This window comes from Adhaeribacter pallidiroseus (genome assembly GCF_003340495.1).
In the GTDB taxonomy this organism is placed as follows: domain Bacteria; phylum Bacteroidota; class Bacteroidia; order Cytophagales; family Hymenobacteraceae; genus Adhaeribacter; species Adhaeribacter pallidiroseus.
Window position 1 is genome coordinate 1,224,544 of record NZ_QASA01000001.1, and the last position, 26,715, is coordinate 1,251,258.

Here is a 26,715-nt window from a genome sequence, read left to right on the forward strand (position 1 = left end):
ATTTTAAAAATTACCGTAGTACTTCAGTAAAGTAGTAAGAATTTAGGTGAAACTACCTTTTATAAGGCTACTAATTTATTCCGCCGGGAACCTTGAGTTTCGCGGAACAAAATTAGAAAATGTTGCCATATAAATTTGTTTATTTACAGGTGTGGTTCTGTACGGATTTTACCGGAATTCGGATATTATAAATCCAGAATAGGCGCATACTAACAGTTAATAACCGGCCTAAATAGCTTTATTATTTGCTTGCTCCTGGATAAAGTTTTTCCGTAGCAACTGTTCCATCTCAACCATTATTAATATTAAGCTACACACTTGATAGTATAAAACGGAAAACAAAGCCCTGGCTGGAAGTAAGTTATTACTCCTAAACAGATTCTGGTAAATCTTCCTCTTAAATGGTGGTGGCTGTTTTAAATTATTTAGTATTTACTTGCAATTGCTGATTCATGTTTTAAAATTTGTAAAAATCATAGCATGCACTCATGAACACGAAGGAACTGAATACATCACTTATAGCCATTATCCAGAAAAAGCAGGAATTAGGAAAACTAACCTACGACGACGACCGGTACGATGAGGTTGAGGAAGAACTGCACGATCTGGAAGATGATTTTAATGAGAGATTTGGCGATTATTTAGAAGATATATTAACCCAGGTACACGATAAAGTTTGTCCGGATACGGATGTATTGCTGCCAACTGCTTATTTGCCCACCCAACTAGCGACCGAAGACAATACTACCATTTCGGCCAAAGAAGGTGTTTGGGTAGATACCGAAGAATTTCCGGACCGCGAAGCCCGGCTGGTATTAGTGCCTAACCCAACCCGCTTGGTTTTATCGGTGGGCAAAAACGTACGCAAGGAAGTGTGGAAAGCTTAGAAGGGTAAGCCAGATTAGCAATTACTTAAAAAGCATAAATCCGGAGTGGCCAGGCCACTCCGGATTTATGCTTTTTAAGCTTTCGTAAGTTAAAGTCCGGAAGGTACACGTGCGCCACTTATAAATAATAACGATTAGCGTTTAAATGCTCAAAACTAATATTTCTTGCTTCAACAAATCTAAATTGTACTTAAATTTAATTGATTTATACTATTGTATAATTTACAATAACTAATATATTTGTTAGAACAGGCTTTAAAATATTGATAAAGAGGAGGGTAAATTAACTATATAAATTAAAAATTTTTAAATTATTCAGTTTGTACTTTAGTAAATTTCTAGTAAAATTAATTTTTTTGAAGAAATATTATATCGAAAATCCGTTTCAGATTAATTATCGCGTAAATAAATTTGCCAATTATTTATTTAGCTTTTAGGGTTGTTCATTTGAAAGCTGTCTTTCAGGTAAGATGCTGTACCAACGCAATAGCGTCGCTGAAAAAGGTTTAAAAACAAGGAGCAATTTCCGAATCGGGGAGGTAAATCTTTTTATCAGTTAAACCAATCAATAATTTTAAATAAAGAAGTATATGCGTACATGTAGACTCATTTTTTACTTACTCACATGGAGTTTGGGCTTATTCCAGGCGTTAAATGTACAAGCCCAGGGCAGGCAGATTACCGGCACCGTTCTTTCGGCCAAAGACCGGCAAGCTATTGTTGGGGCTACTATTCTGGTTAAAAACACGACTACTGGTACCACCACCGATGCAGAAGGAAAATTTAGTTTAAACGTACCAGAAAGTGCGACGCTGGTTGTTAGTTACATTGGTTATACTAACCGCGAAATTCCGGTAGGTAATCAAACCACCATCAATGTTTCGCTGGAAGAAAATTCTGAAGCCTTGGAAGAGGTGGTAGTAACGGCTTTGGGTATAAGAAAAGAATCAAAAAAACTAGGTTATGCTACTTCTACTGTAAACACCGAGCAATTAACTACCGCACGCACCACCAACGTAGGTAATAGCCTGGTAGGTAAAGTGCCTGGTTTGCAGGTACAAGCCCCGCCCAGTGGGCCGGGTGGTTCTTCTAAAATCCGGATTCGGGGACAAGCCTCTTTTGGCGCCAATAACTCGCCATTAATTATTGTAAACGGGGTGCCGATTAACAACTCTACCGGCGGATCGGCCAACAGTGGCGGAACCGGATATACCGGTGAAGCCCGTACCGATACCGGAGATGGTCTGCAAAGCATTAATCCCGACGATATAGAGTCCATGACCGTTTTAAAAGGAGCAGCGGCCTCGGCTCTTTATGGTTTTCGGGCTAGCAACGGGGTTATTATTATTACTACAAAATCCGGTAAAGGTCAAGCCGGTATGGGAGTAGAATTAAATTCGAATTTCCAGGCCGATCAGGCTTTAGATTATACCGATTTTCAGTACGAATTTGGCCAAGGCGAAAACGGCTTCCGGCCGCAGGTACTCGAAGGTGGTCCAAATGCGGCGCGGGGGCCTTCCACCGGTACTGGTACCTGGAGCTTTGGCGAACGTTTCGATGGTAAACCTACTATTGCGGTAGATGGTCAATTACATCCGTATAGTCCTTACAAAGATCGGGTTAAAGATTTTTACCGTACTGGTACCACCTGGACTAACTCCGTGGCTTTATCCGGCGGTAATGATAAAGGTAACTTCCGTTTGTCTTTTGCCAATACCAATGCCAACAGCATCATTCCTAATTCGGAATTCAACAAGAAAATTTTAAATTTCGGATTAAATTATAACCTCACCGATAAGCTTTCTACCCAATTTAACGCGAACTACTCCAACGAGTACAATAAAAATCCGCCGGTAGTGGCGCAACAAGATTATAACATTAACCAAACAGTTTACACCTTGGCTAATAGCATTGATGTAGCCTGGCTAGAAGCGGCTTACCAAAACGCGGCCGGCAACGAAATTCACCCTTCCCGTTTTACCAACCGAACTAACCCGTATTGGTCCATTAATAAACGCTTTGAAGAAAACCGCCGCGACCGGATTTTTGGCAATGCTTCCATCCGTTACCAATTTACACCTTGGTTATACGCGCAAGGTAGGGTAGGGCAAGATTATTTTACCAACCCCTATAGGGCTAACCGACCCACCGGAACTGCTTTCCTGGTTTCTGCTCCTATTGGTTTTAATGGTAACTTTTATCAGCGGGAAAATACTTTCCGGGAGCGCAACCTTGATTTCCTAATTGGCGCTAACCATGAGTTTGGTAAGTTTGGTATCGACGCAACTTTCGGTGGTAACTCCCTAGATATAAAAACTACTACCATTGGAACTTCGGTAACTAACTTCTACGTGCGCGACTTGTATACCATTGGTAACGGCCAGGTGAAAGACCCGCAAGCATCCAGCACTTGGAAACGGGTAAATTCTTTATTTGGTACTGTTGATTTTTCGTTCAACAACTACTTGTTTTTAAACCTGACCGGCCGTAATGATTGGTTCTCGCCTTTAAATCTGAAATCAAACGATATCTTTTACCCATCAGTCAGTACTAGTTTTGTTTTTAGTCAAGCCATTACATCGTTGCCAGCTTGGCTAAATTATGGTAAACTCCGGGTAGCTTACGCCGAGGTAGGCGGAGACACTGATCCTTATTCCAATGCCCTCTTCTATAACATTAACGCTAATCCTTTAGCAGTAGGTAGTAATAATTATGCTTTAGGAAATATTTCCGGTTCCGTCAGTCCAAATCCAAATTTAAAACCATCTCGGGTGAAGGAAGCAGAAGCGGGAGTGGAATTAAAAACTCTGGATAACCGGATTAACTTAGACTTAAGTGTTTACCGGAAAACTACCGTGGATGAAATTTTGAACGTGGATATTTCGAACACCTCTGGCTATAATCAAACCAAAGTAAATGTGGGTAAACTTCGGAACCAAGGTATTGAAGCCTTATTAACTTTAGAGCCCGTACGCTCGGACGCTACTACTTGGACCAGTGCTTTTAATTTTACCATTAACAAAAGCGAAGTACTGGAACTAGCAAATAACCAAACCCGCTTCGACGTTGCCAATGCTCAAGATTTAGGAGCTTTTATTGGTTATGTGTCGCACGAAGTAGGTAAGCCTTTAGCCTCTTTACGCGGCTTCGATTACAAACGGGATGACCAAGGACGCATTTTAACGACCAACGGCCGCTTTGCGCAAGGTAACCTGGTAACTTACGGTAGCGCAATCCCTACGCATACCGGTGGCTGGTTAAACACCGTTAACTTTAAAGGCTTCCGTTTATTTGCGCAAGTAGACTTTAAAGCGGGTCATAAGCTAATATCTAACTCTAATTTTAACTGGATGCGTCACGGCTTGCACAAAGCTTCCTTAATTGGCCGCGAAGGTGGCGTGGTAATGGAAGGCGCGGTAAATGCCGATGGTACTCCTAATGCTACTCCCGTACCTGCTCAAGAATTTTATAATAACTACCGCAGCGTAAACGTAACCACTCCGTTTGTGTACGATGCGAGCTTCGTGCGTTGGAGAACCTTGTCTTTAGGATACGATTTTACCAAGTTTGTAAACAAATCTTTCGTGAAAGGTTTAGCGCTGAATGCTTTTATTAACAACGTGCTGATAATTAAAAAATACGTCGACAACCTGGATCCGGAAACTCAGTTTTCGGCATCTGACCTTAACACTGGTTTAGAAGCGCATGCCTTACCTACTACCCGCAGTTATGGTTTAAACATTAACATTAAGCTTTAAGCAATTATGATTTACACGAAAAAATATATATCCCTGGCCTTTGCCGCTCTTTTATTAAGCGTGAGCAGCTGCGATAAGGATTTTGAATTAATTAACACCAACCCTAACGCAGCTACTGATCTTGATCCGGTTTATCTGTTAAACAATGCCCAGTTTGCTTCCGGTAACCAAGCCATGCATTTTTACGAAGGCCAGATTGTACAACAGGTAAACACTCCTTTTACGGGGGTAGTAGAGGCCGGTAACCACAACGTGCTCAACGATGCCAACACCCGGAGTTTGTGGAACGGCTTATACGAAGGTCCGGTGCGCAACACGGTAGCTATTATTGAAAAAACCAAGGCTGATCCGAACCAAAGTAATATTTACAACATGGCCCGCATCCTAAAGGCCTACAACTTTATTGTTTTAGTAGATAGCTACGGCGATGTGCCTTACTTTGAAGCCGGTAAAGGATTTGTGGAAAGTACTTACCTGCCGAAATATGACGATCAGAAAGCCATTTACGATGATATTCTGAAGGAATTACAAGAAGCTACGGCTGCCTTAGACCCCGCTAAACCAACCGTAATTGGGGGCGATATCTTCTATAATGGCAACATTGAAAAATGGAGGAAACTGGGTAATTCTTTGTTGTTGCGGGCGGCTATGCGTTTCACGGAAGTGGATCCAACTAAAGCCGACCAGTGGGTGGATAAAGCCGTAGCTGGTCCGTTAATGGTGTCTAACGACGATAACGCTTTTGTCCGCTTTAATTCTCCGGCTTATGTGCATCCTACTACCTCCGGCTTAACGGCTACCGAAAAGGCCAACTTTTTTGCCGGCGAACCTTTCGTAAATTACCTGAAAACCTACAACGATCCCAGAGCCCCTTATATAGTTGTCCGTTACTCGCAACGCGGCACCGATTCCGGGGGTGAAATAAATACCAACCTGGCTGATCAGTTTGGCTTACCTTATGGCTATTCCGATGTAACCTTACCTACCGCTCCCGGCTACCGCGGATCGCTGGACCTTTACTCGCAATTTCGCCGCACTACCGTATTAAATCAAAATTCGCCGGAGTTTTTAGTTACCTACGCGCAAACCCAACTTTTACTGGCCGAAGCAGTGCAAAGAGGGTTTATCACCGGCGATGCCAAAACCTATTACGAAACCGGTATAAAAGCGCACATGGACCAACTAAAAGGCTATGATGCTACCATTAACATTCCGGAAGAAGTAAAAAATGCTTACGTGCAGCAACCCGGTATTTTGTACGATCCGGCTACTGCTCTGGAGCAAATTAATACGCAATACTGGGTGGCCTCTTTCCGGAGCTGGTCCGAAGCCTGGTCTAACTTCCGCCGTACCGAATTGCCAAGATTGCAGCCTATTAATTACCCCGGCGAAGATGCCTCGGTAAAAGGAGGCTTTATCCGCCGCCTGGTTTATCCGAACCGGGAAGTATCGGTAAACCAAACCAACGTGAACGATGCGGTTAGCCGGATGGGAGCCAATGTTTTAGGTACCCGTTTGTTCTGGGATAAATAAAAATTTAAAAAAAACGCCCATTATTATTAAGTAGCGGGCGTTTTTTAAATTTTTAGCCTCTTTGTATTTTGTTTTAAGGTAGCTATACGGCTAAAGATCATATTATCTACAAAATTAAACTAATACCTTACTGCTCTTCAGCAGCCCTTATTTCCGCGATTTGTTTCTCTGTCAAATGAAAAAAGTATTTACCTTACTACTCTTATCTTCCTTTTTTATTCCTTTTTCCAACATACAAGCGCAGCAAATATCCAAAGAAGAGTTAGTTTTTCTGACCCCGGAGTGGAAAGGGGATCGTTTTCCGGATGGGCGGCCAAAAGTTCCGGATGATATTCTGAAACGCATGAAAGCGGTAAGTATGGAAGAAGCCTGGGCGACGATGGGAGGTGCCCAATTCAATTACCAATTAGCGGAAGATTGGCCCGTTAGAATCAACCCGGACAGTGTACTGGTGGGCCGGGCATTTACCACCACCTTTATGCCTTATCGCCCGGATATGTGGAAAGTTATCGACGAACGCGGTAAAAAAGAAGGCCGCCGTAACCAAAACGTGTGGGGGGTGGAGCAATTGCAAAAAGGCGATGTATATGTGGCTGATCAATTTGGCTTGCACAAAAATGGCCCCACCATCGGCGACCGCGTAGCCGCCGATATTTACCGAAGATCTGGTAATGGCATTGTGTACGACGGAGCCATCCGGGATATTGAAGGTTTAAAAGAGATGGGCCGGTTTACCTCCTATGTAACGAGTTACTCTCCATCTTATCATAACCCGCGCAACGATTTAAATACCATGATCATGGGCATTAACAAACCCGTTCGTATTCGTCAGGTAACGGTTATGCCGGGCGATGTGGTTTTGGGCAAAGAAGGAGTCGTTATCTTTATTCCGCCGCATTTGGCCGAAAGAGTAGTGAAAGCATCCGAAAAAACCCGCCTGGAAGATATGTTTGCCCATATTCGCACCGCCGAAGGTAAATATACGGCCGGCCAAATGGATGCGAGTTGGCCGGCTGCTATTCAGAAAGATTACCTGGATTGGTTAAAAGCCAGCGTGAAAGATAAAAAATTAAAATTACCGGTAGCCAAAGCGCAAGTCGAGGAAATAATAGCGGCCAGTAGTGTCAATAATGTCAATTAAACTTTAACCAAAACACCTAGCAAATAAATTAAACAAATATGTCATATAAACAAAATCGCCGTTCCTTTATAGGGAAGCTTTCATTAGCGGGCGCTGCGAGTCTTTTGGGTGCTCCGGCCTTGGCTTCGGCCGGTACCGGTTTAATTGGAGCTAAAGAAAGAACGACCCACGCTTCGGCTCCGGCTGATCTGAAAATTACCGATGTAACCTGTGGTTTTATCAAAGGGGGCCATGATTTAATTGTAAAGGTTTCGACTAACCAAGGCATTGTGGGTTGGGGACAAGGGGTAGATGCCGTAGATGGAACCTACTATATGGTAAAACAAATGGGCAACCGCTTAAAAGGCCAAAACCCCTTAAATCCTAATCGTATCCAGGAAGATTTGCGGAAAGGTGCTTTTTTTGGGGGCGCCCAATCGGGGGTTTATGTAGCCGTAATGGGAGCTATTGAAACCGCTCTTTGGGATGTTACGGGCAAAGCGTTAGGCGTACCGGTGTACCAATTACTAGGCGGTAAATTTCGGGATAAAGTGCGGGTTTATTGCGATACCGCCTTATATACCGCTCGTAACCCAACGCCCGATGATTACGCCAAATCGGCGAAAGGTGCCGTTGACAAAGGTTATACGGCCGTTAAGTTTGATATTGATGAAGGCAACGACCCGAACAAATATGACCGCTACAACTGGACCGCCAACCCGGCCGAGTTAGACCGCATGTATAATTCTATTGCCGCGGTTCGGAAGGCAGTAGGACCAAAAATTGATATTTGCGTGGACATGCACGGCCGTTATGATGCCACAACCGGCCATCGAGTGGCTAAACTGATGGAGCCTTTAAACCTGATGTTTTTAGAAGAGCCCATACCGGCCGATAACATGGATGTTTATAAAGAAATTACTAAAAGTACATCTACCCCTATTTGTGCCGGCGAAAACATGTATTTAGCTTATGGCTTCACCCGGGTTTTAGCCGATGGCGGCGTGGATATTATCATGCCGGATTTACAAAAAACGGGCGGTTTAGGCGAAGGCCAACGCATTGCTAACCTAGCCAACTTGTATTATGTGCCTTTCTCTCCCCACATGGTAGCCTCCTTCATCGGGGCAATGGCAACTGCCCACGTTTGTGCCTCCGTGCCAAACTTCCATATTCTGGAGTGGCAAACTTACATGGATACGGAGCAGATTTACAAGGACGTAGTAAAATACGACAAACCATTCGTAGAAAAAGGTTTTATTACCGTTTCAGATAAACCAGGTATTGGCGTAGATATCAACGAAGAAGGCATGAAGAAATACCATCCGAAAGATATTCCTTTCTTTGTGTAAAGCCTTATCAGCTTAAACCCTAAACTTTAGAATTTTTTAAATTTTGAATACACCTACCAGATTAGTTTACCCAACACTTTGCCTGAATAGGCTACTTTTAAAAAATTTCATGCTAATAACCGATAACCAATAACAATTAACTTCTTACTTCTAATACTCCTAAATAACCTTAAACTTTATGAAAAGCATTTTACAGAAGATTATTGCCCAAAACAAACAACAGGAGAAAGAAACGGCCGAAGCCATGCAGGCTGAAATAAATAATCCCCAAACCAGTGACAGCCGCCGTTCATTTTTAAAAAAATCAGCTTTAGGCGGTATTTCGTTAGGGGCTTTAATGGGAATGTCTTTTGAAGATACCATTGCCCAAACTACCTCCAAAGTAAGCCGGGCTTCGAAACCCTCCGAATTAAAAATTACGGATATGCGCTACGCCTTAACGAGTGTGTTGGGCGGTACCGCTATCATCCGGATTGATACCAACCAGGGAATTTACGGTTTAGGTGAAGTTCGGGATGGGGCCGATCCGCGTTATGCCTTAATGCTGAAAAGCCGCATATTAGGTATGAACCCCTGCAACGTAGAAATGATATTTAAAGCCATCAAGCAATTTGGGGGGCAAAGCCGCCAGGCGGGTGGCGTTTGCGGCGTGGAAATGGCTTTGTGGGATTTGTGCGGTAAAGCGTATAACGTACCGGCCTGGCAACTATTAGGAGGACGTTACCGCGACCAGGTACGCTTGTATGCCGATACGCCGGAAGCGGGTTCGCCGGAAGAACAAGCGAAATTAATTAAATTCCGGACCCAGGATCAAGGGTATACTTGGCTGAAGATGGACGTTTCGATTGGCGAATTAAAAGGGAAACCCGGCACCGTGGTAAACTCTAAGTTCTGGGAAAATGCCCAGGGCAACTTGGCGCAGTGGGGCGATCAAAGCAATTACATGTCTTATGGCAATACCTTGCACCCATTCACCCAAATCCAAATAACCGATAAAGGCTTTGAAGAACTGGCTAAAATTGCCGAAAATGTGCGGAGCATGGTGGGCTACGATATTCCCCTGTCTACCGACCATTACGGCCACTTCGATCATAACAACGGTATCCGGTTAGGGAAAGCGCTGGAAAAGTACCGGCTGGCCTGGTTAGAAGATATTATTTCGTGGGAATACACCGATCAGTGGAAAACCATCTCGGATGCGATTGAAACCCCCACCACTACCGGCGAAGATATCTTCTTACTGAAATACTTTAAACCACTCATTGATAAAAAAGCGGTTGATATTATTCACCCGGACTTAGCAACCTCCGGCGGTCTGCTGGAAACAAAGCGGATTGGCGATTACGCCGAAGAAAATGGCATTGCCATGGCCATGCACCAGGCTGGTACGCCGGTTTCTTTTATGGCCAACGTGCATTGCGCCGCCGCTACGCAAAACTTTTTAGCGCTGGAACACCACTCCGTAGATTTACCTTGGTGGGAAAGTTTAGTGAAAACTACCGATGGCCGGAAATTAATTACAAAAGGCTACGCGACTGTACCGCTTACGGCACCGGGCTTAGGCATTGAATTAAACGAAGAAGTAGTAAAACAGCACTTGCACCAAAGAGATAAAACATTTTTTGCGCCAACCAAAGAGTGGGACGAAAGACGTTCTCACGACCGGATTTTCAGTTAATAAGCTTAAAGCGGAAGGTAGCATTGCCTTCCGCTTTATTAATTTTTAAAAATTTTACTCGTGGGCGAACTACCCAACAGGCGTTCATCCTGATCTTCCATTAAGATTAACAGTTTATACCTTGAAACAGAACAGCATTTATAAAGTAGCCTTGGGAATAGCGGCACTGGCCCTGGTAGTGGCTCTTGTAATGATCTTTAGCGGCAAAAACGCGCAAGCCGGGCCTGTATTTATTTTAGTATTTGTAGCCTTAGGCATTGGTTTCCGCGGCTTTGCCATTACCAAAGGCTTTGCTTACACCATGATGATTTTTGCCGCCGTAACAACGGCGCTTAATTTTCCGCAGTATTTTGTAGAAGTTAACGGCTTTAAGTTTGCCACCCTCATTACCCCGCTTATTCAAATCATTATGTTTGGCATGGGCACCGAAATGGGATTGAAAGATTTTGCCGGCGTTTTAAAAATGCCCAAGGCCGTATTAATTGGCTTAGTGGGCCATTTTACGGTAATGCCTCTCCTGGGATTTTCGTTGGCCAAAGCTTTTGGTTTTCCGCCGGAAATTGCGGCGGGCGTTGTTTTAATCGGCAGCATGCCCTGCGGTTTGGCTTCCAACGTAATGTCGTACCTGGCCAATGCCAATCTCGCTTTATCGGTAACGCTTACCGCGGTAGCTACTTTACTGGCCCCTTTCTTAACCCCCCTGTGGATGAAAATTTTAGGCGGTCAGTTTGTGGAGGTAGATGCTTTAGCCATGATGTGGGACATTGTAAAAATGGTAATTATTCCGATTGGGGGCGGTTTGTTGTTTAATAAGTTTTTTAAAGGAAAAGCCCATTGGTTAGATAAAGCCATGCCTTTAGTTTCCATGATCGGGATTGCTTTTATCATTACCATTATTACCGCCGCCGGCCGCGATAATCTGATTGTTATTGGCCCGGCTTTAATTGTGTGTGCGCTGATTCATAACACCGGCGGCTATATGTTCGGTTACTGGATTGGCCGTTTGTTTGGCTTAAAAGAACGCGACGCCCGCACCATTGCCATAGAAGTAGGTATGCAAAACGGAGGCTTGGCCTCGGGTTTGGCGAAAGAAATGGGCAAAGCCGCGACCATTGGCCTGGCGCCGGCTGTTTTCGGACCTTTAATGAATATTACCGGTTCCATCCTGGCCTCTTACTGGCACCGCAAACCACCCGTAGATAAGGACGAAGCCCTCAATCAAGAATTTAGCGAGTTGGCCGTAAAATCGTAACGAGTAGATCGCGCTCATTTAATCGGCAAAAATTTAAAATTTAAAAAACGAAGTAATAAAAACTTACATGAAAAAAATAGGGGTACTGTGTCTATTTTGGCTGGGGTTTATCGGGAACGGTTTTGCTCAAACTGCCGAAGAGAAGCAAGTAACAGCAGCAGTCGAAACGTTTAAAAATGCTTTAATAACCGCTGATAAAAATTTGCTGGAGTCCATAACAGCCGATGAGCTCAGTTACGGACACTCCAGCGGCAAAGTAGAAGACAAAGCAGCTTTTGTGAATGGTGTAATCAACGACCCCATTAAGTTTAATTTAATTGATTTACAAGATCAAACCATTCGGATGGCGGGTAATACGGCCCTGGTGCGGCATGCTTTTAATGCCAAAATCACGAATAATGGCACCCCCGGAGAAATTAAAATTAGGAATTTATTGGTGTGGCAAAAACAAAAAGGGCAATGGAAATTATTAGCCCGGCAAGCTTTCAGAGTACCGTAAATTTTAAAAAATACTTAAAAAGTTTTTGCATCAGATAATTTAAAATACAAAAAAAATGAATAAAAAGATATTTCTTATTGGCGCGCTCGTTTTAAGCGGATTTTTAACAAATGCCCAAATGCGGGTAGGTTCTACTCCCGAAACCGTAAAAGCCTTAACTTCTAACTGGAAGGGTGAACGGTTTCCGGATGGCCGCCCTAAGGTGCCGGATATTGTATTAGACCGGTTACAAAATGCCACTTTAGAGCAAATCTGGGGCTATTTAGGCAACAAAGGATATCGCAACCAGGTCGAAAAAAACTGGATTATCTTAAAACCCGGCGAAACCATGACCGGCCGCGTAGTTACCGCGCAGTTTATGCCTACCCGCCCGGACCTGGATAGCTTGGTAAGAGCGCAAGGCAAAGCCGAAGGCCGTTCGCAAAAAGGCGGTATTAACATTTGGCCCATCGATGTTTTAACCAAAGGCGATATTTACGTGGCCGATGGTTTTGGCAAAGTAAAAGACGGAACTTTAATTGGCTCTAGTTTAGGCAACGCTATTTATGGTAAAACCGGCAAAGGTGTTATTTTCTACGGTTCCGTACGCGACATGCAGGAATTAAAAGACACCAAAGGTTTTAACGCCTGGGTAAAAGGCCACGATCCGTCGTATATCAAAGACATGACGCCCTCTTCCATTAATGCCCCCATCCGGATTGGCGAAGTAACCGTTTTCCCCGGCGATGTGGTGTTTGCGAACGAGTACGGCGTGGTATTTATTCCGGCGCACTTAGTAGAAGGCTTGGTATCGGCTTCCGAAATGACGGCGTTGCGCGACGAATTCGAGCGGGTACTTTTAACCCAAGGTAAATATCCGTCCGGCGAAATTCACGGCGACTGGTCCGATAAAATTAAAGATGAATTCAGAACCTGGGTGGGTAAATATCCGAAGAAGTTAGCTATTACTAAAAAAGACATTGACGCTTACTTAGCCAAAGGGCATTAATAATATTCCGGTTAAGTAAACGGGATTAGCTTGTCTTAAATTTAAAAAAAATAATTTCTGGTAGATAAATTCAATTTTTAATCCATAAAAGTTGCGCTTGGTTAGTTAGCAAAATCTTTTGTTAGATTGCGTTAACTAACCAAGTTGTTTATACAAATCTTTCATTTAATGATAAATCTATAATGAATTTTAAAATTTCTTTTTTATTGCTTTCTGTTGTGGGTATTATGGACTCACAATTATTATACGCCCAAACGATCTCGAAAGAAGAACTTACTTTTTTAACTTCCGAGTGGAAAGGAGAGCGCTTTCCGGATGGACGCCCGAAAGTGGCGGAAAGCTTACTCGAAAGAGCCAAGAAAGTGGGCATTGCCGATGCCTGGACCGTGTTAAAAAACGAGGGTTATACCAACCAGTACGAAGGCAACTGGAAAACCGTAAACGACGAAACCCCGGTAGTAGGCCGGGCCGTTACGGCTCAATTTATGCCCAGCCGGCCCGATGTAGAAAAAAGTATCGTGGACCGGGGCCAGAAAGTGCAAGGCCGCAAAGGGGCTTCTAACTCCTGGCCCATCGATGTGTTAACGAAAGGCGATGTGTACGTAGCCGATGGTTTTGGTAAAATTAACGGCGGCACTTTAATGGGCGCTACACTGGCTAATTCTATTTTTAATAAGTCGGGTAACGGCGTAGTGTTTAACGCGGCCGTCCGCGATCTGGAAGAAATTCAAACCATAAAAGGCTTTAACGCATTTGTGCGCGATTGGCACCCGTCGTTTTTAGAAGGCAGCGTACTTATGGGTTTAAATACCCCCATCCGGATGGGCAACGTCATGGTGATGCCGGGTGATTTAGTAATTGCTAAAAGAGAAGGCGTGCTTTTTATTCCGGCGCATTTAGCGGAACAAGTAATTAGTACCTGTGAGTTTGTAACCCGCAAAGACAAATTTGGCTTTGAAATGATTAAAGCGGGCAAATACTCAGCCGGTCAGATTGATAGCCAGTGGAACGATCAGTTAAAAAATGATTTTCTAAAGTGGCTGGGTACGCACCCCGAAATGGGCACCATGACCAAAGCGGAAGTGGACAAAGTAATGAGCAAAAGAACCTGGTAGCCTTTTTTTTAAATTTTTTGTAAAAGCTGGAGTAAATTCCAGCTTTTTTCTTTTTTAGAGTAATTCTAGCAACTAAAAGTTTAATAAAAGGAACTCGGTACGATTTAACTAAACTTATAAGATTCTTTTATTACGTGCTAGATTCTCTAACTTTGTTATTCTGTTTTTTTTTAATGTAAAAAACTGTTTTTTTATATACTTAAAGAATTCTGTTTTTAAGTATTAAAAAATATAAAAAAAATCCTTTTGAAAATCGAACTAGTACCCTAGGCTTATAAGTTGTCGTTTTTAGTAAATTAGCTTATTCTTTATGATGCATACATCCGACAATTTATTGCAAGATTTGGAGGCAGTCCGGCAAATTTCCTTTGTACCCAGTATGCTGGAGATTATTTGCCAGATTACCGGGATGGGTTTTGCTGCCGTGACCCGGGTTACGCCGGATAAGTGGATTGCCTGCAGTGTGCGGGATGAAGTGCAATTTGGCTTAATAGCGGGCGGGGAGCTTCCTGTTGCTACTACTCTTTGCAATGAAATAAGAGATCACCGGCAGCCCATCATCATTGATAATGTTGCGCAAGATCCGGAGTATAAGCATCATCATACGCCGCAGCTATACGGGTTGCAAAGTTACATCTCCTTTCCTATTATTTTAAAAAATGGCGCCTTTTTCGGTACCCTTTGTGCCATTGATTCAAAAACCGCAGCGTTAAACAACAAGAAAGTGGTGGACACCTTTACCATGTTTGCCGAACTGCTGTCCTTTCATTTACAAAGTCAGGACTTACTGGAACGGAGTTACTGCACCACGGTAGAATTACAAAATAAAAATACTATCCTGACGAAGGCTAATCAGGACCTGGACTCCATTGTTTATACGGCCGCCCACGACCTGAAATCCCCGATTACCAACATTGAAGGATTGGTAGCAGCCCTCACTTACTCGCTGGGGCAAGAAAATTTGAATCGGGCAGAGATTAACCAGATTCTTAAGCTGATGCAATCCTCTATAAAGAATTTTCACACCACCATCCAGGATTTAACCACCATTATAGAAGCAGATACGAGCAAGCGAGAGGAAAAAGCCGAAGAAATTCACCTTTTAGAGCTGGTAGAAAGTGTGAAATGGGATCTGCAACATTTGCTGGAAGAATCACGGGCCCAAATAGAGGTAAGTAGCGAAGAAAACCTGTCGCTGCATTATCCCAAAAAATACTTTAAAAGCATCCTGTATAATCTTTTAAATAATGCCCTTAAATATCGCTCCCCAGTCAGAACACCGCTGGTGCGGTTAAGTCTAAAGCAGGTGGCAGGAAAGATTCATTTTACCGTGGCGGATAATGGCTTGGGTATTCGCGCAGATCAACAAGATAAAATATTTACCTTATTCAAGCGCTTTCATAACCATGTAGAAGGAAGCGGTCTGGGTTTATATATCGTTAAAAAGATGGTGGAGGATGGCCAAGGGCAAATACAGGTAAATAGCATTTTAGATCAAGGCACTACCATTACAATCATATTTTAAGTTTCTTATCAAGAATATCTGCGTAATTGCTTTGGGAATAAATGGTATTATTACGCCGGTTACCTAATGAGAAAATGCTGCTCCAGAATCCCCGGTAAAGCTGTTTCGGTTTAGGGCTTAATCATTAAATCAGCAACCGCTTATTTTTAAAAAACGCTCCTTCAGATAATAGGCCGTACCATCCGCATCTACTGGCAAAGCACTAGCAATATTAGTCACGGTATTTTTTTAAAAATAGGTAATGTTCCAAAGTATTCCAGCAAAACTTATTGCTTATTACGCGGAAAGAAAACCTGAAAAGTGGAGCCTTCGTCCAGCGTACTTTGTACCTGGATTTTACCACCCGCATTGTCGATGATTCTTTTAAACATGTATAAGCCAATTCCGGAACCTTCCACGTGATTGTGCAGCCGCTGGAACATGCTAAAGAGCTTTGGTTTGCCGGATAAGTCCATGCCCAAGCCATTATCCGAAACAGAAAGTACCTGGTATTCGTCTTTTTGGGAACAATGCACTTTAATCCAGGATGTTCGCGTAGGAGAGCGGTACTTGAGCGCATTGGAAAGTAGATTATACATAATATTGCGTAAGTTCTTCGGGGAAAAGTAGATGCTGGGGCAAGCGCCTACTTCTAGTTCTATTTTGGCCTGCGCGGCTTGAATATCCGGGGTTAAATCTAGTTGCACCTCGGCAATCAGGGTTGCTAAATCAATGGGGGTGGCTTCCAGGCTATTCTCTTTCTGCAGCTTGGTAATTTCGGTTAAATGATCAATGGTGCGCTTAAAGCGTTGCACCGAATCTACAATTAAATGCATGGTGTACTGCGTAGATTTGTCGTGAATGGATGCGGGTGGTAATTGGTCCCGCAAGGCTTCCATCAAACCTTCAATATTAAGAATAGGGGCTTTTAAATCGTGCGAGGCCGTGTAAATAAAGTTATCCAGGTCCACGTTTACGCGCAGGAGCTCCTGGTTAGTTTGTTGTAATTCTTGGTTCGCCAGTAGTAAACTTTCGGCTAAGGCTGTAGCCTGTTTCTCACTCGCTTCAAGGGATTGGCGAGCTGCTACCTGATTGGTAATATCGTTTATTAAAGTATAAAATCCGACAACTTGACCATTTTGCCAATCGGGCACATAACTGGTGCGGATATGCTTGGTAAAGCCTTCCCGGTAGGGCATAGAGGCTTCAAAGTTTAGGCGTTCTCCCGCTAAGGCCCGGTCAATATATTCTTTTACTCTCTGGTAAGCCGTTTCGCCTATTATTTCCCGCACGGGATGTCCCAGCAAATCCGCTGGTTTTTGATTAAACCAACTCTCATAGGCCTGGTTAGCAAACTGGTATTTCTCATCCTGATCCAGGTAACCAATAAGTACGGGTAAGGCGTCGGTAATCAGGCGTAGTTGTTGGGTACTAGCTTCGCTGGCTTGGCGGGCTTTCACCTGCTCGGTTACTTCAAAGGCAAATACCACTACCCCATCAATGCGCCCCTGCCAATCATTACGGGCTTGCTGGATAAAGTTGAAGTAACGTTTTTCCCATACGCCATCTTGCGGGCGGGCTAAAGGGATGAGCAGTTCTTGTTCTTTATGGGTTTTTCCGGTGCGAAAAACTTCTTGAAAAGTACGATAAACCTTATTCTCAGAGATTTCCGGTAACACTTTCAAAATAGGAGAACCAAGTAGATGCCGACCCGGAAAGAGTTGTTGGTAAGCCGGATTAACTAATTCATAAACTAAGTCCGCGCCCCCTAATATACAAATAGCGGCGGGCGCCTGCATAAACAACCGTTCTAAGCGGAGCCGCTGCCGTTCGGCTTCGGCCTGAGCTTTTTGCACTTCTTGCGTCCGCTGAACCACACGTCCTTCCAGTTCTTCGTTGAGACTTTGGAGCGCCCACTGGGTTCGTAATACTTCCTCATTAGTGGCTAGCAGCTCTTCGTTAATTACCTGTAACTTCTCGTTGAGTTGTTGGACCTGGTGTCGGGTATTTACCTGCTCGGTTACTTCTACTGCTACATTCAATACTCCCAGCACTTGGCCTTGTTCATTGTAAAGAGGCTGGAAGACTAAATTAAAATAACCTGTTTTTAAGTGTCCTTGGCGGAATATTTGCGCGGGAATTTCAGTGCCCACAAAAGGAACCTGGGTGTGAAAAACGGTAGCAATCTGCTCACTAAAATGCTGGTCTTGTAGCTCCGGAAGCGCTTCATTAAAGGACCGGCCTAATACTTGCCCGGGCGAACGCCCCCAAAGATTACACATCATGGCATTAGCCAGCGAAATGCGTTGTTCCGGTCCTTCGAACAAGCTAATGGCGGCGGGTGCTTGTTCAAATAAGCGTTGCAAGATCGCCCGCTGATTTTCCACTGCCTTCCAGGCGGCTACTTCCCGAATCTGACTTTGCCGCAACAATCTATCGGCTTGCACCTGGCCCGTGACGTTCACAACCGCGTGAATGATGTGCCGGACCTGGCCTTGCGCATCGAGTACCGGCGTATTGCGGGGTAACCAATGGCGCTCTACAAATTGGCCAACGTTCTCCGGATCGGGTACATCGTAGTGCTGGCGGGCCATCTCGTGGGGCTTACCCGTGGCTAATACCTGTTCTAAAGAAGCCCGTAAATTAGATACTCCTTTTGCTTCGGGTGTTTGCGGGTTGTCAGGAAAAGCTTCAAAGATAGAGCGCCCCATTAAGTTTTTCCGTTCAGTCAGGGTAGCTTCTAAATAAACATCCGAAATGGCTTCAATGCTAAACTCCCGGGAAAGTAATAGAAACGCTCCCGGCATAGAATTAAAAACAGCCAACAAGAGATGAGGCTCGGTATTAAGATCAAACATTCCAATCAACTTATAGGCCAAGGAGTAAAGGTTGGATTATTGTACTTACCTTTCTGGAATAGTATTACGGAACTTGCTTCAATACAGCTGAAAAGAAGAATATACTTAACATTTTTTATTGGTTTAGTTTAAAAATAGGTGGATGACGTGTCCTGAAAAATTTGTTCCATAATTTACTTTTTTTAGGTTCACCTTTTAACCTCTGCAACCAGACTTTTTTAGTTTAAAACTGTTTTAAATGGCCGTTATATCAATCAATCTTAACATTTAATTGTTGAGTCGAGTTGTAGCCAAGAACAATAAACTTGTACCACAGCCAGCAGAATTTTTTAAATCTATGGAAGAGAATCATTAAGCTTGTAACAGCCGGGCGATGGTTCGCCTAGTGAGCCGCTCTAAAAGGAAGTGCTTTGGTAACGCTTTTACTGCTAATGCTACCAAAGGCTTTCTTTCCACTGCTTGTCTTTTACAAGTTTCTCATTTATAATTCTGCTTACCCTACCGGGTTTTTCCATTTTTATCTATTTTTACAAACCGGCAAGGAGGGCAATGGGTTATATTTTAAAACTTCGGTGATATCTATTCGGCGTATATTGCGTCTTATTGTCTTTTCCCTAATTTTAGCATCCTTACTTTTACGACACTACTCAATTTTCAGGATTATTGGCTATTGTAATTATAAACAGGAATAAGTTAATGAAGAACACGCTACAACAAATAATGATGGCCAACAAAGCCACTGAAGAAAAGCAAAAGGCAATTCATCAGACCGAAATAAATAATCCGTTAACAAAACCGGACCGGCGCCATTTTTTAAAAAAATCAGTTTTAGGCGGTGTCTCCTTAGCTAGTTTCCTGAATCTGTCCGTGGAAGATACGTTGGCCCAGAGTACCGCTAAAGTAAACCGGGCCTCTAACCCATCGGAATTAAAAATTACCGATATGCGGTACGCCACGGTATCAAATGGTACCTCGTTTACCAATGCCCGTAACGTAATAATCCGGATAGATACCAACCAAGGTATTTACGGGTTAGGCGAGGTTCGGGATGGGGGCGATGCGCGTTATGCCCTTTTCCTGAAAAGCCGGCTGCTGGGTCAGAATCCCTGCAACGTAGAAATGCTATTTAAAATGATAAAGCAATTCGGGAATCATGGTCGCTTGGGCGGTGGCGTAAGTGGTGTAGAAATGGCGCTCTGGGATTTAGCCGGTAAAGCGTACGGCGTACCGGTTTGGCAACTGCTGGGCGGGCATTACCGCGATAAGGTTCGATTGTATTCGTACGTTCCCGGCCACTCGGTAACCAATATGGATGTAGCCAAGTTTAAAGCCGACATAAAACACCGTCTGGAAGAACAAGGCTTTACCTGGTTAAAAATGCACCCGGGCATCCAAGTGTACAGTAGTATTTTGGGCACTACCGTTAATACCAAATTTGTTCCGGGTTTCGGTACCGATGATCTGAGTTTTGGTTCTTACCAGAGTACGCGGCATCCTTTCACGGCTATTCAGGTAACTGACAAAGGACTGGACTTACTCGCAAAATACGTGGATACTATTCGTTCTATTGTGGGCTACGAAGTTCCTTTATCCGCCGATCACATGGGCCACTTCGACGTAAATAATTGCATCCGGGTGGCGCGGGCCCTGGAACCGTTCCGGATGGCCTCGTTGGAAGATTTTGTACCCTGGGACAGCACCGACCAGCTAAAAACCATTACCGACGCCATTACTACGCCCACCATGACTGGCGAAGATATTTACCTGAAAGAAACCTTTCAGAAGCTCTGTGATGTACGGGCCGTGGATATTGTGCAACCCGACATGGGAAGTTCCGGCGGCATCCTGGAAACCAAAAAAATTGGCGATTACGCCGAAGAAAAAGGAATTGCCATGGGCCTGCACTTTGCCGGTACGCCAATTTGTTTTATGGCTAACGTGCACAGCGCTGCGGCTACGCAAAATGTACTAGCCCTGGAAGTTCCCAACCAGGTAGTAGATAATCCGTGGTGGCCTACTTTAGTAAAAATGGTAGGCAAACAACCTTTGTATACCAAGGGCTACGCTCATGTGCCTTTAGATGCGCCAGGCTTAGGGGTAGAATTAAACGACGAAGTAGTGAAACAACACTTGCATAAAGAAGATACCTCTTATTTCCGGCCCACCCCCGAATGGAACGAAACACGCTCCCATGACCGGATTTTTAGTTAAAAAGAGTTTAACATTTTAAAAAGAAACTCCTAAACAAGCTTAAGTGGGTAAAAAAAGACAGGAATAACTTTAAAAAACAAAACCTTGAAAACTATTAAGATTTCTTGTCAAGGATTTGGACCTCTGGAAAAGATTTCTAAAGTAAATTCCCTGGCCGGTATAGTTTGCTTGTTCTTTCCAGCTTCAAATTTCAACTTTTATTTTAAATGCAACAATGGCCCAATTACTTCATTGTTTCGATTTTAAATACACTATCAAATATTTTTTATAAAAAAAAGACCGGGTAGTTTTAGATTTTTTGTTGGCTATTCTTCTCGAAAATCATTTTAACGTATTAAAGTTAGAGGCTGCTTGACCTAAGTGGACTTATAGGACTGGGTTAGCCGAGTAAGAGGGTAGCGTCGCCTTTTTTTTTGAAGCGAAGTGCTTCACACCATTTTATTTGTTGCTCGTTCCTTTATTTTTGTTATTATTTTATTGTGTGAGCAACAAAAAAACAACATTGTGCCCGTTTTCTCTCTCCAGAATCTTCTCGTAAGACTACCTTCTCTAAAATACTAGCTATATGTATTATCAAGTATAAATAAAAACAATTGAACAAATTTTCTGCCGCCGAAATGTGTCTAAACAGCTTTAAACAAGCCGTTACTGCTATCATGCCAATGGAACTCGAGGATTTTGAGAACCTATTACCCGTTCTAAAAAGTAGGACAGTAAAGAAAGGAGAGTTGATTTTACAGGAAAATCAGGTGTGTCGATACATATACTTTTTATGTAACGGTTTGGTAAGAATGTATTATTTAGATAATGGAAAAGAGATTAGCTTCCGTTTTACCGAGGGCGGTAACTTTTTTGTAGATTTTCAGAGTTTCCTTACGCAGAAACCATCCCGGTATTATTGGGAAGCAATGCAGGATGTGGAGCTTCTCCTGATACCTTATGTATCTGTCCAACATATCTATAAGTTATATGCCCGGTGGAATTACTTTGGCCGAGCTATGGCCGAGCATGTGTATTTGCAGCTGAACGAGCGAGTGGAGATGCTGCTTTTTATGAAACCAGAAGAACGGTACAAGTACCTTTTAAAAACAAATCCCACTTTAATTAACCAGGTTACTTTAGCTCATCTTTCCTCGTATTTGGGTGTCAAGCCAGAATCTCTCAGCCGTATTCGCAAAAGAATTTCTGAAAAATAATTTCTTAACCAAAGTCAATTTTTACGACTAACGGATTACTCACCTTTGCTAATATAAAAATACTATGGTTAAATTTTCAATTTTCCTTCGCAAGCGAGCTGATATAAATCAGACCGATTTTGTTGATTATCACAAAACGCAGCATGCGCCTTTATTTACGTCTTTGCCGGAAGTGAAACAGTACGTTCATAAGTATGTACAAAGTCATGCGGTGCCGGTAGCATTGCCCGGCTTTCCTGATACTTACTATAATGGCATTACCGAGTTGTGGTTTGATGATGTAGCATCCATTGGTAAAGTATTTGGGTCAACGCAATACCTAGCAATTGTTCGTCCTGACGAAGAGAAGTTTCTTGCCTTGAATGAGTGCGGCTTTTTAATTACTACCGAAAACCACGTAATGTAATAATTGCAACTGGGCAGTTGATTCCCAAACTGTCCAGTTTTAAAAATATAGAATGGAGACCCTTCATTTTTAGTGGCCTTCTACAATTGTCCGAAGAAAAATTACTTCCTTTTTAATTGGGAAGGTTTGTCCAATTTTTCGGTTTCTAACTTCTGACTGACTAGATCAGCTATTTCGGCCATCCTTTTTTGCCTAGTTACTGGTAGTTTGGCCACGGCCAGCCGTTGCAGAAGAGCTTTTCTTACTGATTTGCTTAAACGAAGGAAAAAATCCTGTGAGCCTTTTTTAGTTTCAAACTCTTTTGCCAGGTCCAGAGGTATTATTAATTTTTCTACTTCGTCTAGAATGGTCCAAGATCCATTTTGTTTTGCCCGGTCAATGCTTGCAAAACCAGCTGGCGTCATCAAGCCTTTACCAATAAGATGTTTAATTTTTTCTTTATTCACTTTCGACCAAGTTCCGTTAGGTTTTCGCTGGGTAAAAAACTGCATAAACTTGTCTTGGTCCAGTGCTATTTTCTTACTATCAATCCATCCAAAGCAAAGTGCTTCGTCTACGGCGTGGCTCCAGGAGATAGTAGGCATACCGGATTTCTTTTTATAAAATATGAGCCCTACCGCTTGTTTAGATTGATGATTGTCTACTAACCATTGCCGCCAATCTTTTTGGCTAGCGGGACAAAAAGTAGCTATATCTTTTTTTTGCATGGCTTCTTGCTATCTCATGGCCACTAAAACAATACTTACTATAAAGATACCCACTAAATGATAGGCGCCACTGATTATTCCGTAATGAATGGGATAGGGTATATTCGGGTTGATAGCAATGTTGAAGGTATTGGCTACCAAATAGCCTCCACCCACGATAAAGGCAAACCCCATGGCTTGGCTATAAGTATCTAGGCCTAAAGCATAGAGCAACAGGGCACTCGTAATGGTGATGATGAAGGAGCAAACTGCCGGGCCAATAATGAAGATGGGAGCTGGTTTAGCAGGTAACTCATTTTCTTTTCCCAAGGAAATCGCGTACTGCTTTTTAAACAGTACGGTAAACCAAACTCCACCGAGTATCGTGTAAGCTACAAAGGCTATCAAAACGCTAATCCAATTAATATTTGCTAACTGACTCATCATACTAGTATATTTTTAAATTTGATTGTATGCACTGATTTGTTTTAATTTTAAAACATTAAAAAGGAGGTCACATTTTATGAAACTCCTTTTTAATGTACTTTCCGGACTACTTCACCACCGTAGCTTCCAGTTCCACGGTTAATCCGGCAAAAAGCCCTTGCACTTCAATTAACGTAGTTGCTTGGCGAATGCCATGCTTGGCGGTGAACGCTTGATAAACATCCACGCACGTAGTGAAAAACTCGGTGGTAGAAGTAGTAAAAACATTTAACCGCACAATACCGCTGCATGCATACCCGGCCTCACTAATAAGTTGTTCTAAATTCTGGATGGTTTGCAACAGTTGGGCTCTCATGTCGCCGGTACTAGGTTGTCCATTCGCATCAATGGCTACCTGCCCGGAGCAATAAAGCGTTCCTACCGGATTTTTTATTTCAACGGCCTGTACGGAATTAGTTCTTTCACCCCATTGCCAAGGGTCAATTGTGCGTTTTTCCATTTTTATTGTGTTTTAGATTAGTTGAAAAAGTGGTTGGTTCCTTAATAATATAAAGGTAAGTCCGGCTAGTGACAGCCTTATGTCAGGGGTGAAATATTTAATGCGATTTATCGAAAAATTCTTGGAGAGTCATTTTATGGGGCGAGAACTTGTTGGATAGAATTTCCAGATGCTTTATTCGATCCAAACGGAAATAGCGAAATTCTTTTCGTAAGCGGCACCAAGCTACCAGTAACCAATTTTCCGTGGTGCTTACTAAGGCAAAAGGCTCAATTAATCGGCTGGTAATGTTATTGGCTTCGTTGCTGTATTCTATTTTGGTCAGACAAAAATTAGTAAGGGCAAATTGCAGTTGAGATAAGTTGTTACTGTTTTTTTCGCTGTTGCTGTTTTGATTAAATCGGGTCCGTTCGGCCAGCAGGTTAGCTTTGTCTTTTAAAGAATAGCCTAATACGGCTTTAATTTTATCAATTGCCTCGACATAATCCTTTACAAAAGAAGAATCTTTGTTTTTTAACACTAATTGTTCGGCCAGAATTAAGGCATTTGCTTGATTTTCCGTAAACATAACCGGAGGAATTTTGTACCCTTCCATTAAGGTATAACCTTTGCCTTCTTCGGTAATAATAGGAACCCCCGATTGTTCTAATGCTCTGATATCGCGGTAAATGGTTCTTATACTAACCTGAAATTTGTCGGCCAAGCTTGTGGCGGTAATTAGGCGTTTGGTTTGCAATTGAGTTAAAATTGCCGTAAGTCGGGAAAGTCGATTTGTCTCGTTTTCGTACATCTTTTAATTTAGGCTAACAAGTACCTGGTCGATTTATGAGAGGGTTACCATTCCATTAACCGCATAGTGGGGCATTACCTGGTTTGCTAGGTAGGTTTTCAGCTAAATGATTGTCTAAATTCTAAAGGGGATAAGTTGGTCTTGTTTTTAAATAGTTTACTGAACGACTGCGGATGTTCAAAACCTAATTCGTAGGCAATTTCGCTTACCGATAAATTCGTTACGGATAACTTTTCTTTTGCTTTTTCAATTAATTTATCGTGGATGTGTTGCTGGGTGCTCTGGCCGGTTAACACTTTAAGCAAACTGCGTAGGTAATTGGGCGATATATTTAAATTTTTCGAGATGAATTGAACAGTAGGTAATCCTTTTAGTACTAAATCATCGCTGTTAAAGTAAGCCGTAAGCAATTCTTCCAAACGGTCCAGGATTTTATGATTACTAATTTTTCGGGTAATAAACTGGCGGTGATAAAACCGTTCGGCATAATTTAGTAAAGTTTCAATCTGCGAAATAATGATATCCTGACTAAACTTGTCGATGGTGGAATGATATTCTTGCTGGATGTTTTGAATGACGTTGTTAAGCGTAGCTTCCTCCTTTTCAGATAAAAATAAGGCCTCATTTACGGAATAACCGAAGTATTCGTAACGTTTTATATTTTTAGCTAAGGCTGTATTCCATAAGAAATCGGGGTGAAGCAGCAATATCCAACCTGATTTCTTTAAAGCAGCATTATTCTCCTCCACTTGGGTGCTAAAGACTTGTCCGGGCATAATAAAAAACAGCACGCCTTCATCAAAATCATATTGCTGCTGCCCGTATTTAAATTTAGCATGAGCATTTCTTTTCAACGCGATCGAATAAAAATCAAGCACCCAACTAACAGCATTATTAGCCGGATTATGTTTAATGGTTGAATAATCGACCACACTGATTAAAGGATGTTCGGGCTGAGGTAAGCCTCTGGAACGATGAAAATCACGGATGGTTTTTAATCTTTGGATTGGTAAATCTTTCATAGTATGTGCTTCCGAATGAGCTTTATAAGTAGTTGTTTGTTGTTTGTTGTTTGTTATTCGGTTCATAGAGATATGCTAATCAACTACATCATTATCAATCTTTATTCATTTAATTTTGTCCCAGTAGGTAATATAATCACTTTATAGTACCTAAAGACCTACCCGTGCAAGAATCCTTTACCAGGGTACTTCCCCTTCTTCCCGAAAGAATTTTCCGGTTGGGCCATTATGCTCCATGGTGGCAAGTTTAACTATCGGGCGGGCTCCTTCTTCTACTGATTTTGTTCCTCTGGATTGATTCAGGTCCGTAGCGGTATAACCCGGCGTAACACTGTTGATTTTAAATTTAGTATTTCTATATTCATGCGCTAGCATCACAGTAAAAGCATTCAGGGCGGTTTTTGAAGACCCGTAGGCATGATAAAAGTCCCAATTGGAATTGCGCGCAGGGCTGCTATGCAGCGTTAAAGACCCAACTTCACTCGAAACATTCACAATAACGGGTAGATTCGCTTTTTTTAAAAGAGGAATAAATTGCTGCGTGGTTTGTACAGCACCAAAATAATTGGTGTCGAATACTTGGCGTAAGTTTGCGATGGCGCAGGTGGAGCTGTTTTGTGGCTGCTCTCCGCTAATGCCGGCGTTGTTTATTAAAATATCTAAAACAGCAATTTTTAATTCTAATTCTGATTTTGCCTGTTTTATGGAATTGAGATCCGTAACATCCATTTCGATGGCATCAACATTTAAAAGACCGCCATCTTTCAATTTGCTTACCGCATCATTGCCTTTTTGTTTATCCCTGCTGGCTAAGTAAACATAGTATCCTAATTGCGCTAATTGTTTAGCGGTTGCAAAACCTATTCCTTTATTGGCCCCGGTTATCAATACAGTTTTCATATTGTAGTTTGTGA

General features: G+C 42.6%; 21 protein-coding genes. 14 read left to right on the forward strand and 7 right to left on the reverse strand.

What is annotated here, in order from left to right; translation table 11 throughout:
- Window positions 1-488: 488 nt before the first annotated feature.
- From AHMF7616_RS04835 to AHMF7616_RS04885, 11 genes are all read left to right on the forward strand, one after another.
- Complete coding sequence (locus AHMF7616_RS04835) at window positions 489-887, forward strand: hypothetical protein (RefSeq protein WP_115371854.1); 399 nt, start codon at window positions 489-491, stop codon at window positions 885-887.
- Between the two features lie 590 nt (window positions 888-1,477).
- Window positions 1,478-4,645, forward strand: a complete 3,168-nt coding sequence (locus tag AHMF7616_RS04840; RefSeq protein WP_115371855.1) for a SusC/RagA family TonB-linked outer membrane protein — start codon at window positions 1,478-1,480, stop codon at window positions 4,643-4,645.
- Between the two features lie 6 nt (window positions 4,646-4,651).
- The gene (locus tag AHMF7616_RS04845) at window positions 4,652-6,178 is read left to right on the forward strand and encodes a SusD/RagB family nutrient-binding outer membrane lipoprotein (protein ID WP_115371856.1); all 1,527 of its coding nucleotides are present in this window, start codon (window positions 4,652-4,654) and stop codon (window positions 6,176-6,178) included.
- Between the two features lie 175 nt (window positions 6,179-6,353).
- Window positions 6,354-7,319 carry an RraA family protein gene (locus tag AHMF7616_RS04850; protein ID WP_115371857.1) on the forward strand — a complete coding sequence of 322 codons (966 nt, stop codon included), beginning with the start codon at window positions 6,354-6,356 and terminating at the stop codon, window positions 7,317-7,319.
- A gap of 38 nt (window positions 7,320-7,357) precedes the next feature.
- The gene (locus tag AHMF7616_RS04855; protein WP_115371858.1) at window positions 7,358-8,650 is read left to right on the forward strand and encodes a mandelate racemase/muconate lactonizing enzyme family protein; all 1,293 of its coding nucleotides are present in this window, start codon (window positions 7,358-7,360) and stop codon (window positions 8,648-8,650) included.
- Window positions 8,651-8,828: 178 nt separating this feature from the next.
- Window positions 8,829-10,328: a mandelate racemase/muconate lactonizing enzyme family protein gene (locus tag AHMF7616_RS04860; RefSeq protein ID WP_115371859.1), complete on the forward strand. Its 1,500-nt coding sequence runs from the start codon at window positions 8,829-8,831 to the stop codon at window positions 10,326-10,328.
- 190 nt (window positions 10,329-10,518) lie between these two features.
- A complete protein-coding gene (locus AHMF7616_RS04865; RefSeq protein ID WP_115375469.1) occupies window positions 10,519-11,580 on the forward strand; it encodes a bile acid:sodium symporter family protein in 1,062 nt (353 codons plus the stop codon).
- Window positions 11,581-11,647: 67 nt separating this feature from the next.
- Entirely contained in the window at window positions 11,648-12,079 is a 432-nt protein-coding gene (locus tag AHMF7616_RS04870) for a nuclear transport factor 2 family protein (protein WP_115371860.1), read from the forward strand.
- A gap of 118 nt (window positions 12,080-12,197) precedes the next feature.
- Window positions 12,198-13,067: an RraA family protein gene (locus AHMF7616_RS04875; protein ID WP_233507752.1), complete on the forward strand. Its 870-nt coding sequence runs from the start codon at window positions 12,198-12,200 to the stop codon at window positions 13,065-13,067.
- A gap of 182 nt (window positions 13,068-13,249) precedes the next feature.
- Window positions 13,250-14,182 (forward strand): RraA family protein, encoded by a 933-nt coding sequence (locus AHMF7616_RS04880; RefSeq protein WP_115371862.1) that lies wholly within the window; start codon window positions 13,250-13,252, stop codon window positions 14,180-14,182.
- 310 nt (window positions 14,183-14,492) lie between these two features.
- The gene (locus AHMF7616_RS04885) at window positions 14,493-15,707 is read left to right on the forward strand and encodes a sensor histidine kinase (protein WP_115371863.1); all 1,215 of its coding nucleotides are present in this window, start codon (window positions 14,493-14,495) and stop codon (window positions 15,705-15,707) included.
- Window positions 15,708-15,973: 266 nt separating this feature from the next.
- On the opposite strand, the gene AHMF7616_RS04890 is transcribed toward AHMF7616_RS04885, so the two are convergent.
- Window positions 15,974-18,544, reverse strand: a complete 2,571-nt coding sequence (locus tag AHMF7616_RS04890; protein ID WP_115371864.1) for a PAS domain-containing protein — start codon at window positions 18,542-18,544, stop codon at window positions 15,974-15,976.
- A 696-nt stretch (window positions 18,545-19,240) separates the two neighbouring features.
- On the opposite strand from AHMF7616_RS04890, the gene AHMF7616_RS04895 reads away from it, so the two are divergent.
- The 3 genes from AHMF7616_RS04895 (at window position 19,241) to AHMF7616_RS04905 (ending at window position 22,357) form a co-directional block, all read left to right on the forward strand.
- Entirely contained in the window at window positions 19,241-20,755 is a 1,515-nt protein-coding gene (locus AHMF7616_RS04895) for a mandelate racemase/muconate lactonizing enzyme family protein (protein WP_115375470.1), read from the forward strand.
- Window positions 20,756-21,348: 593 nt separating this feature from the next.
- Entirely contained in the window at window positions 21,349-21,951 is a 603-nt protein-coding gene (locus AHMF7616_RS04900) for a Crp/Fnr family transcriptional regulator (protein WP_233507331.1), read from the forward strand.
- Between the two features lie 64 nt (window positions 21,952-22,015).
- Entirely contained in the window at window positions 22,016-22,357 is a 342-nt protein-coding gene (locus tag AHMF7616_RS04905; protein ID WP_115371866.1) for an EthD domain-containing protein, read from the forward strand.
- Between the two features lie 101 nt (window positions 22,358-22,458).
- Here the strand turns inward: AHMF7616_RS04905 and AHMF7616_RS04910 are convergent, their stop codons facing one another.
- The 6 genes from AHMF7616_RS04910 to AHMF7616_RS04935 form a co-directional block, all read right to left on the reverse strand.
- The gene (locus AHMF7616_RS04910; RefSeq protein WP_115371867.1) at window positions 22,459-23,064 is read right to left on the reverse strand and encodes a YdeI/OmpD-associated family protein; all 606 of its coding nucleotides are present in this window, start codon (window positions 23,062-23,064) and stop codon (window positions 22,459-22,461) included.
- Between the two features lie 9 nt (window positions 23,065-23,073).
- A complete protein-coding gene (locus AHMF7616_RS04915; RefSeq protein ID WP_115371868.1) occupies window positions 23,074-23,490 on the reverse strand; it encodes a DUF1761 domain-containing protein in 417 nt (138 codons plus the stop codon).
- 106 nt (window positions 23,491-23,596) lie between these two features.
- Window positions 23,597-23,989, reverse strand: coding sequence for a RidA family protein (locus AHMF7616_RS04920; RefSeq protein WP_115371869.1), 393 nt, complete (start codon window positions 23,987-23,989; stop codon window positions 23,597-23,599).
- 97 nt (window positions 23,990-24,086) lie between these two features.
- Complete coding sequence (locus AHMF7616_RS04925) at window positions 24,087-24,779, reverse strand: helix-turn-helix transcriptional regulator (protein WP_115371870.1); 693 nt, start codon at window positions 24,777-24,779, stop codon at window positions 24,087-24,089.
- A gap of 98 nt (window positions 24,780-24,877) precedes the next feature.
- A complete protein-coding gene (locus AHMF7616_RS04930) occupies window positions 24,878-25,801 on the reverse strand; it encodes a helix-turn-helix domain-containing protein (RefSeq protein WP_115371871.1) in 924 nt (307 codons plus the stop codon).
- A 177-nt stretch (window positions 25,802-25,978) separates the two neighbouring features.
- Window positions 25,979-26,701 carry an SDR family oxidoreductase gene (locus AHMF7616_RS04935; RefSeq protein ID WP_115371872.1) on the reverse strand — a complete coding sequence of 241 codons (723 nt, stop codon included), beginning with the start codon at window positions 26,699-26,701 and terminating at the stop codon, window positions 25,979-25,981.
- Window positions 26,702-26,715 lie beyond the last annotated feature (14 nt).